Source organism: Xanthobacter sp. BG11Y11_SDJG, assembly GCF_057364445.1.
This window is the reverse complement of the sequence record NZ_JBNFNU010000188.1, coordinates 1-7944: the sequence shown is the minus strand read 5'-3', so window position 1 is coordinate 7944 and position 7944 is coordinate 1. Positions and strand designations below refer to the sequence as shown.

Below are 7944 nucleotides of genomic sequence, written 5' to 3'. Positions count from 1 at the left end.
CGCCGGCGCGGTCGCGCCGCTGCCGGGGGCACAGCCGGCGGGGGCTTGGCGAGGATGCCGGCGGCCAGCAGGTCGGCGAGGCAGGCATAGCCCCGGTCGCCCATATGGAAGCGGTCGAAGGCCATGATGCCGTCGAAGGCGCGCGGCGCCGCCTGGGCCCAGTGCTTCATGATGGCGTAGCGGTTGAGCAGCGCCGCCCCGCGGGCCGCTGCCGCCCGCTCCACCGCCGCCACGAAGGCCTCGTAGTGGCCGGGATTGAGAATGGCGCGGAAATACTGCTGGTCGATCACGATCGGCACCGCTTTTGCCGCCACGATGGCGTCGAGGCCCTTGGCGACCAGCGCCTCCAGGCCCGCCGGGGTGCCGCCGAACAGCACGTCGTTGGTGCCGACCTGCCAGATCACGATCTGCGGCGGCTCGGGCGCCGCCATGGCGGCTTCCAGCCGGCGCAGGGTGGTCGGCCCGGTCTCGCCCGAGACGCCGCCATTGGTGACGGTGACGGCGCGGGGCGCGAGGGCGGCGGAGAGGCGCGCGGCGAGCTGGGCGGGATAGGCGCGCGCGCTTGCCGAGGCGCCGAAGCCGGCGGTGCTGGAGGAGCCGATGGCGAGGATGCGCAGCGGCCCGCCGGCGCCGATGGCGCCCACCTCGCGCGGCAGCGCGAAGGGCGGGGCGTCGGCCGGAATCTCGAACGGGCAGAGCGCCTTGTGATGCTCCGACGCGAGCGCCGGCAGCGCCAGCGTGGCGACGGCGAAGGCACAGACCCATGACGGCAGGCGGGAGGCGGAGAAAAGGCCCATGATCGGACGGCTCGAAGCAGCCCGCCCGGCGACGGGGCGGCGTGATCCCATAATCACCAATGCCGGCGGCGGCCAAACGAATTCGCGCCGCGAACGGAAAATCAGGTCATTCTGAAGATTGGGAAATCTGGCGGGAGTGACGGGGCTCGAACCCGCGACCTCCGGCGTGACAGGCCGGCGCTCTAACCAACTGAGCTACACCCCCGAGCCGGCGTCCGCTGAGGCGGTGCGCCGGGGAGAGCGGCGTGGTAAGGCACCCCCCGCCCCAAGTCAAGCAAGCCCTGTGCATTTCCCGGCGGTTTTTGCCCACCGCCTGCGGCGCCGTGGGCGGCCTGCGCCGGGGCGGCACGAGGCGGGACGAGACGTCCCGCCAGGGTCGCGCGCAAGTCCGCCGCGAGTCCTGCCGAATCCCAGCCGATCCCGCCTGATCCCGTTCCGGTTCTTCCGGCGACGAAACGCGGCGCGGGTGGCGGGGGGTGTCGCAGCGGTCCGGGAGATGGGATGGGAAGGGATGGTGGGCGGTGACGGGCTCGAACCGCCGACCCTCTCGGTGTAAACGAGATGCTCTACCAACTGAGCTAACCGCCCGGCGTCCGCGCGGTTAAACCACCGCGCGGCCGGCCGGACAAGAGCGGCGCGACCCTCCCTTGTTCCGGAGCGGGCCCTCGCCCGCCCCGGCGTCCGCCTCAGGGCAGATAGCGCACCTTCGGCGGCAGGCCGCTGAGGCCCTCGCCGCCCTCGGCCGTGATCACGGTCGGATATTCCAGCCGCAGCCCGCCGACGCCGGGCACATAGAGGTGGGTGCCGAGCGCGATCACCATGCCCTCCTCGACCGTGTCGGCGCTCGACGGGTTCACGAACGGGCGGGTGCGGGCGCAGGTGCCGAGGCCGTGGCCGAACAGCGGCAGGCCGAGCGCGCCGAAGCCGTGGCGGGCGAACACCGCATGGCCTTCAAGGGCGCAGTCCTTCACCGCCCGCCCCGGCCGGAGCGCGGCGAGCATGGTGGCGGCCGCCTCCTCCCAGCAGGCGGCGATGGCGGCCTGCTCGGCCGTCGGCGTGCCGAGGAACACCGGCAGCGAGAGGTCCGAGAGATAGACCCCCACCATGGAATGCAAGTCGATCACCACGAACTGGTCGCGCCTTATCACCGCGTCGGTGGCCTGCTGGGTGACGCCGCGGGCATAGGCCGAGCGGTCGCCCGCGCCCACCTCGGTGCCGCCGGTGATGGCCCAGGCCCAGGAGGAGCCGGCATCGCGGATCGCCGCCTCCACCACGCCGGCCACGTGATTCTCGCTCACCCCCCTCGGCCACCGCCGCGACGCCGGCCTCGAAGCCCGCGGCGGCGACCACCGCCGCCTGCCGCAAGAGCGCGATCTCGGCGGGCGACTTGATGAGCATCAGGTCGTCGATCCAGTCGACGCCGTTCACCAGCTTTGCCTCGGGCAGCGCCGGCCGACGCGCGAGATATTCGCCGGCGGTGAGCATGCCGGGGGCCACCTGGGCGGCACCGGGATGCTCCAGGTCGACGCCCACCGGCAGGCCGGAGAGGCCGTGGCGCGCGAGGATCGCGGCCACCCCCTCCACCAGCGCCGAACCGGTGAAGTCGGTGACGGTCTGCGCGCAGCCCTCGGCGCGGGCGCGCTCGGCATCCATGGCCCAGTAGACCATCTCGCAATGGCCCTCGCGGGTCACCACCACGGCGCCGCGCCAGGGCATGAAGACGCCGCCGAGATAGTGCAGCGCACCGAGGCGGGTGCCCACATAGGCCCCCGCCCCTTCCGCCTTCACGCGCGCGGCGAGCGCGGCGACGCGGGCGGCGAATTCCGCCTTGGGGATCGACAGGGGAGCGGAATGGAAGGTCATGCCGCTCACTCCACCTGCGCGCCGGAGGCCTTCACCGCCACCGCCCAGAGCTTGGTCTGGTCGGCGATGAAGCTGCGGAAGGCGTCGGGCGTGGAGCCCACCGGCTCGGCGCCCTGGGCGATCAGCGTCTCGCGGATCTTCGGGTCCCTGAGCGCCTCGGCGACCGCCTTCGCGAGGGTGTCCACCACCGGGCGCGGCGTGCCCTTGGGGGCCACCACGCCGATCCAGCCGAACGCTTGGTAGCCCTTGAGCCCCTGCTCGGCGATGGTGGGCACGTCGGGGGCGATGGGCGAGCGGGTGGCGCCGGTGACGCCGAGCGCCTTAAGCTTGCCGGCCTTCACCAGCGGCATGGCGGTCATCAGCGAATCGAACATGATCTGCACGTGGCCGCCGGCGAGGTCGGTGAGCGCGGGGGCGCTGCCCTTGTAGGGCACGTGGGGCATGTCCACCTCGGCCTGGGAGCGGAACAGCTCGCCGGTGAGGTGCATGGAGGTGCCGCTGCCGCCGGAGGCGCGCAGCACCTTGCCGGGATTGGCCTTGGCATAGGCGATGAGCTCGGGGACCGTGCTCGGCGGGAAGTCCGCATTGGCCACCAGCACGAGGGGATACTGAACCAGCTGCGACACCGGCTCGAAGTCCGCGATCGGGTCGAACGGCATCTTCTTGTAGAGCGTCTGGTTGATGGCGTGGGTGCCGATGGTGGCCACCAGCAGCGTGTAGCCGTCCGGCTCGGCGCGGGCCACCTGGAGCGCCCCGGTATTGCCGCCGGCGCCGGGAACCGGCTCGACGATCACCGGCTGCTTCAGGCTCTCCGTCATCATGTCCGCCACCATCTTGGCGGTGATGAAGGTCGGCCCGCCGGTGGCGGCGGGCACCACCAGCTTGATCGGCCGGGTGGGGAAGCCGTCCGCCAAAGCGGCCGCCGGCAGCAGCGCCGCCAGCGCCAGAACAGGAACAAGACGCGTGAGAAACATGAGGACCCTCCCTTGATTTGTTCGTTAGACGAACATATGATCGCCATACGAACATTCTAACGGGAAAGGAAGCGGCTGTGAAGCAGCTCTGGTCCGCCGCCGACATCGCCTTATGGCCGAAGGGCGGCGACGGCTTCGTGGAGGCATTCGCCAAGGGGCTGGCGGTGATGTCGGCGTTCGAGGGCGCGGACGGCGGGCTCACCATGGCCCAGGCGGCCCAGCGCACCGGCCTGCCGCGGGCGGCGCGCGGCGCATGCTGCTGACGCTGGTGGCGCTCGGCCTCGCCCGCCAGGGCGCCGACGGGCGCTTCTCCCTCACGTCGCGGGTGCTGCGGCTCGGCTATTCCTATCTCTCGTCGCTCGATATCGCCGAGCGCGCGCGCCCGGTGGTGGAGGCGCTCTCCGCCGCCACCAACGAGACGGTGGCGGTCTCGGTGCTTGACGGCGCCGAGGTGACCTTCGTGGCGCGGGCGGACGTGGCCCGTATCCTGCGCAATCGGCTCTCGGTGGGCAGCCGCCTGCCGGCCTTCTGCACCTCCATGGGCCGGGTGCTGCTGACCCAGCCGGCGCCGGAGGCGCTCCGGGCGCTGCTCGAAGGCACGGAGCGGCCGGCCTATACCGGGCAGACGCTGACCGGCATCGACGACCTGATGGCGGAGATCGCGCGTGTGAAGGCGCAGGGCTGGGCGCTGGTGAGCGAGGAGTTGGAGCCGGGCGCCTGCGGCATCGCCGCGCCGATCCGCGACGCGGACGGCACCGTGGTCGCCGCCCTCAATCTCAGCACCAATCTGGCGCGCACCTCGCGCGCGGCGCTGGAGGGCGACCTGCTGGACAAGCTGCTGGCGGCCGCCGAGGGGCTGTCGGCGGCGGGAGGATAGGCGTCAGGGCGAGGGCCAAACGGCCTGCGTCGGGCGAGCCAGCGGACCATCGGCTGCGGAATGTGCGGGAGAGCGGCGCTGGCTCAATCCGGCGTTCAGGACGCCCTGCCCTTCAGAACTCTTGCCGGTGCCGCGTTGCGCGCCAGGAGCCCATCCGGGCGGCGCGCAACGCGTGCAACGTGCGTCAGATCATGCGACCTGACTGAGCGGCGTCTCAGCCGTTGACGGCTTCCTTGAGGCCCTTGCCGGGGGTGAACTTCGGCGCCTTCGACGCCTTGATCTTCACCGGCTTGCCGGTGCGCGGGTTGCGGCCTTCACGGGCGGCGCGCTTCACCACCGAGAAGCTGCCGAAACCGATCAGCTTGACTTCCTCGCCCTGCTTCAGCGCCTTGGCGATGATGTCGAAGGTGGCGTCCACCGCCGCAGCCGCGGCCGTCTTCGTCAGCTTGGCCTCTTCAGCCACCGCGGCGATCAGTTCGTTCTTGGTGGTCATCTGACCATTCCCTTCCGTTGAATACACTCGAATCGCGCGGGTTCGAGCCCTAGGCGATCGGCGCGAAGCTTCACGGAAAATGCGGCTTTTGCAAGCGTCATCGACGACAAACCCGCACCAGTGCACGATTTCCGCATGTGCGGGTGCGAAAGAAACGGGGCAGGCGCGTGGTGCGCGCCGCCCCGTCATAGGCCTTAACCCTTTGAAAATCGCTCAGTGAGCGACCACGCCGGGGGTCTCCTCATCGGCCACCGGGGTGTCGGGCGCGTTCACCGGCCGCTCCTCCCAGGTGATGGGCTCCGGACGGCGCACCAGGGCGTAGCCGAGCACCTCGTCCATGCGCGAGACCGGAATCACCTCCAGTGCGTTCTTCACGTTGGCGGGGATGTCCGCCAGGTCCTTGGCGTTCTCCTCGGGGATCAGCACCCGCTTGATGCCGCCCCTGAGGGCCGCGAGCAGCTTCTCCTTGAGGCCGCCGATGGGCAGCACCCTGCCGCGCAGCGTGATCTCGCCGGTCATCGCCACGTCGCGGCGCACCGGAATGCCGGTCATCACCGAGACGATGGCGGTGGCCATGGCGACGCCCGCCGACGGCCCGTCCTTCGGGGTCGCCCCCTCGGGAACGTGGACGTGGATGTCGCGCCGCTCGAACAGCGGCGGCTCGATGCCGAAGTCCACCGCCCGCGAGCGCACGTAGGACGCCGCCGCGGAGATGCTCTCCTTCATCACGTCGCGCAGGTTGCCGGTGACCGTCATCTTGCCCTTGCCGGGCATCATCAGGCCCTCGATGGTGAGCAGCTCGCCGCCCACCTCGGTCCAGGCGAGGCCGGTGACGACGCCCACCTGGTCCTCCATCTCCGCCTCGCCGTAGCGATAGCGGGGCACGCCGAGGAAATCCTCGAGGTTCTTGACCGTGATCTTGACCGTCTTCTTCTTGGAGATGACGAGTTCCTTCACCGCCTTGCGGGCGAGGGTGGAGATCTCGCGCTCCAGATTGCGCACCCCCGCCTCGCGGGTGTAGCGCCGGATCAGGGTCATCAGCGCCTCGTCGTCGATGGTCCACTCCTTCGGACCAAGGCCGTGCTTGGCGATGGCGTTGGGGATCAGGTGCTTGCGCGCGATCTCCGCCTTCTCGTCCTCGGTGTAGCCGGCGATGCGGATCACCTCCATGCGGTCCAGAAGGGCCGGCGGGATGTTCAGCGTGTTCGCCGTGGTCACGAACATCACGTTCGAGAGGTCGTAGTCGACCTCAAGATAGTGGTCGTTGAAGGTGTGGTTCTGCTCCGGGTCCAGCACCTCGAGCAGGGCCGAGGACGGATCGCCGCGGAAATCGGCGCCCATCTTGTCGATCTCGTCCAAAAGGAAGAGCGGGTTCGACTTCTTGGCCTTGCGCATGGACTGGATGACCTTGCCCGGCATGGAGCCGATATAGGTCCGCCGGTGGCCGCGAATCTCCGCCTCGTCGCGCACGCCGCCGAGCGCCACGCGCACGAACTCGCGTCCCGTCGCCTTGGCGATGGACTTGCCGAGCGAGGTCTTGCCGACGCCGGGCGGGCCGACCAGGCACAGGATCGGCCCGGTGAGCTTGTTGGCGCGGCTCTGCACGGCGAGATACTCGACGATGCGCTCCTTGACCTTGTCGAGGCCATAGTGATCCGTGTCGAGGATCTCCTGGGCAAAGGAGAGGTCCTTCTTGACCTTGCTCTTCACGCCCCACGGGATCGACAGCAGCCAGTCCAGATAGTTGCGCACCACGGTGGCCTCGGCCGACATGGGCGACATCTGGCGGAGCTTCTTCAGCTCGTGCGTCGCCTTCTCGCGCGCTTCCTTGGTGAGCTTGGTCCGCTTGATGCGGTCCTCCAGCTCCTGCAGGTCGTCGCGGCCTTCCTCGTCGCCCAGCTCCTTTTGGATCGCCTTCATCTGCTCGTTGAGGTAGTACTCGCGCTGGGTCTTCTCCATCTGCCGCTTGACGCGGGTGCGGATGCGCTTCTCCACCTGGAGCACGGAGATCTCGCTCTCCATCAGGCCGAGCACCTTCTCCAGCCGGTCGGCGACCTTCACGGTCTCCAGCACCGCCTGCTTCTCGGGAATCTTCACCGCGAGATGGGAGGCGATGGTGTCGGCGAGCTTGGAATGGTCGTCGATCTGGCCGACGACGCCCACCACCTCGGGCGACACCTTCTTGTTGAGCTTCACATAGTTCTCGAACTCGTTGACCACCGAGCGCGCGAGCGCCTCGGCCTCCACCGCATCGCCCTCCTCGTCGGACAGCGTGATCGCCTCCGCCTCGTAGAGGTCGGTGCGCTCGGTGTAGCGGGTCACCTGGGCGCGGCTGACGCCTTCCACCAGCACCTTCACGGTGCCGTCGGGCAGCTTCAGCAGCTGGAGCACGGTCGCGAGCGTGCCGACGCGGTAGATGGCATCGGCGGCCGGATCGTCATCCGAGGCGTTCTCCTGGGTGGCGAGCAGGATGTAGGTGTCGCCGCGCATCACCTCTTCCAGGGCGCGGATGGACTTCTCGCGGCCCACGAACAGGGGAACGATCATATGCGGGAAGACGACGATGTCCCGCAGGGGAAGCACCGGGAAGGTCTGAGACATTCCGGCAACGAGCGGGGGACGCGGCTTCGGGCTCGTCATAGGGCAATCCTTTCAGAGGCTGCACGCGCGAAAGCGCAAAACGGGGCGTCGCCGCGCGTGCACGCGGCCGGAGACGGGTTTCGATTTTCAATGCTGACGCGGCTTTGAGGGAGAACGCGTGGTCCGGCCCGCCTGCGCTGCAGGCCGGCCGGCGCGTGCTCCGGGCCGCTGGAGACACGATCTTCGAGCCCCGAGACCGGAACTTTCCAGACCAAGAATGGAGAGGCGACCGACCCATTTCAAGGGCATGCCGGAGGGCTCGCCGCCGGCGCCGGCGACCGCGCCGCGCGGGCGCGGGGG

The 7944-nt window shown here is 69.7% G+C and carries 7 protein-coding genes and 2 tRNA genes; 2 read left to right on the top strand and 7 right to left on the bottom strand.

Annotated features, from left to right (window positions below):
- The 5 genes from AC2W7M_RS15210 to AC2W7M_RS15190 all read right to left on the bottom strand — a co-directional run.
- The coding region (locus AC2W7M_RS15210) for an SGNH/GDSL hydrolase family protein (RefSeq protein WP_486133076.1) at positions 1–797 on the bottom strand (797 nt) is incomplete at its 3' end.
- Positions 798–925: 128 nt separating this feature from the next.
- Positions 926–1002: transfer RNA gene (locus AC2W7M_RS15205), tRNA-Asp, on the bottom strand.
- A 307-nt stretch (positions 1003–1309) separates the two neighbouring features.
- Positions 1310–1385, bottom strand: a tRNA-Val gene (locus AC2W7M_RS15200).
- A gap of 98 nt (positions 1386–1483) precedes the next feature.
- Positions 1484–2068 (bottom strand): M24 family metallopeptidase, encoded by a 585-nt coding sequence (locus AC2W7M_RS15195; RefSeq protein ID WP_486133077.1) that lies wholly within the window; start codon positions 2066–2068, stop codon positions 1484–1486.
- Positions 2069–2665: 597 nt separating this feature from the next.
- Positions 2666–3634, bottom strand: coding sequence for a Bug family tripartite tricarboxylate transporter substrate binding protein (locus AC2W7M_RS15190; protein WP_486133075.1), 969 nt, complete (start codon positions 3632–3634; stop codon positions 2666–2668).
- A 77-nt stretch (positions 3635–3711) separates the two neighbouring features.
- Here AC2W7M_RS15190 and AC2W7M_RS15185 point away from each other — a divergent pair, with 77 nt between their 5' ends.
- Both AC2W7M_RS15185 and AC2W7M_RS15180 read left to right on the top strand, forming a co-directional pair.
- On the top strand, positions 3712–3897 hold the full coding sequence (locus tag AC2W7M_RS15185) for a helix-turn-helix domain-containing protein (protein ID WP_486133074.1): 186 nt from the start codon (positions 3712–3714) through the stop codon (positions 3895–3897).
- Positions 3888–4511, top strand: a complete 624-nt coding sequence (locus AC2W7M_RS15180) for an IclR family transcriptional regulator domain-containing protein (protein ID WP_486133073.1) — start codon at positions 3888–3890, stop codon at positions 4509–4511. Before AC2W7M_RS15185 ends, AC2W7M_RS15180 begins: the two co-directional genes overlap by 10 nt.
- Before the next feature lie 214 nt (positions 4512–4725).
- Here AC2W7M_RS15180 and AC2W7M_RS15175 read toward each other — a convergent pair whose 3' ends face one another.
- Together AC2W7M_RS15175 and lon are read right to left on the bottom strand one after the other, a co-directional pair.
- On the bottom strand, positions 4726–5004 hold the full coding sequence (locus AC2W7M_RS15175; RefSeq protein ID WP_121622304.1) for an HU family DNA-binding protein: 279 nt from the start codon (positions 5002–5004) through the stop codon (positions 4726–4728).
- A gap of 213 nt (positions 5005–5217) precedes the next feature.
- Positions 5218–7644, bottom strand: coding sequence for an endopeptidase La (gene lon, locus AC2W7M_RS15170; RefSeq protein ID WP_486133072.1), 2427 nt, complete (start codon positions 7642–7644; stop codon positions 5218–5220).
- Between the last annotated feature and the right edge of the window lie 300 nt (positions 7645–7944).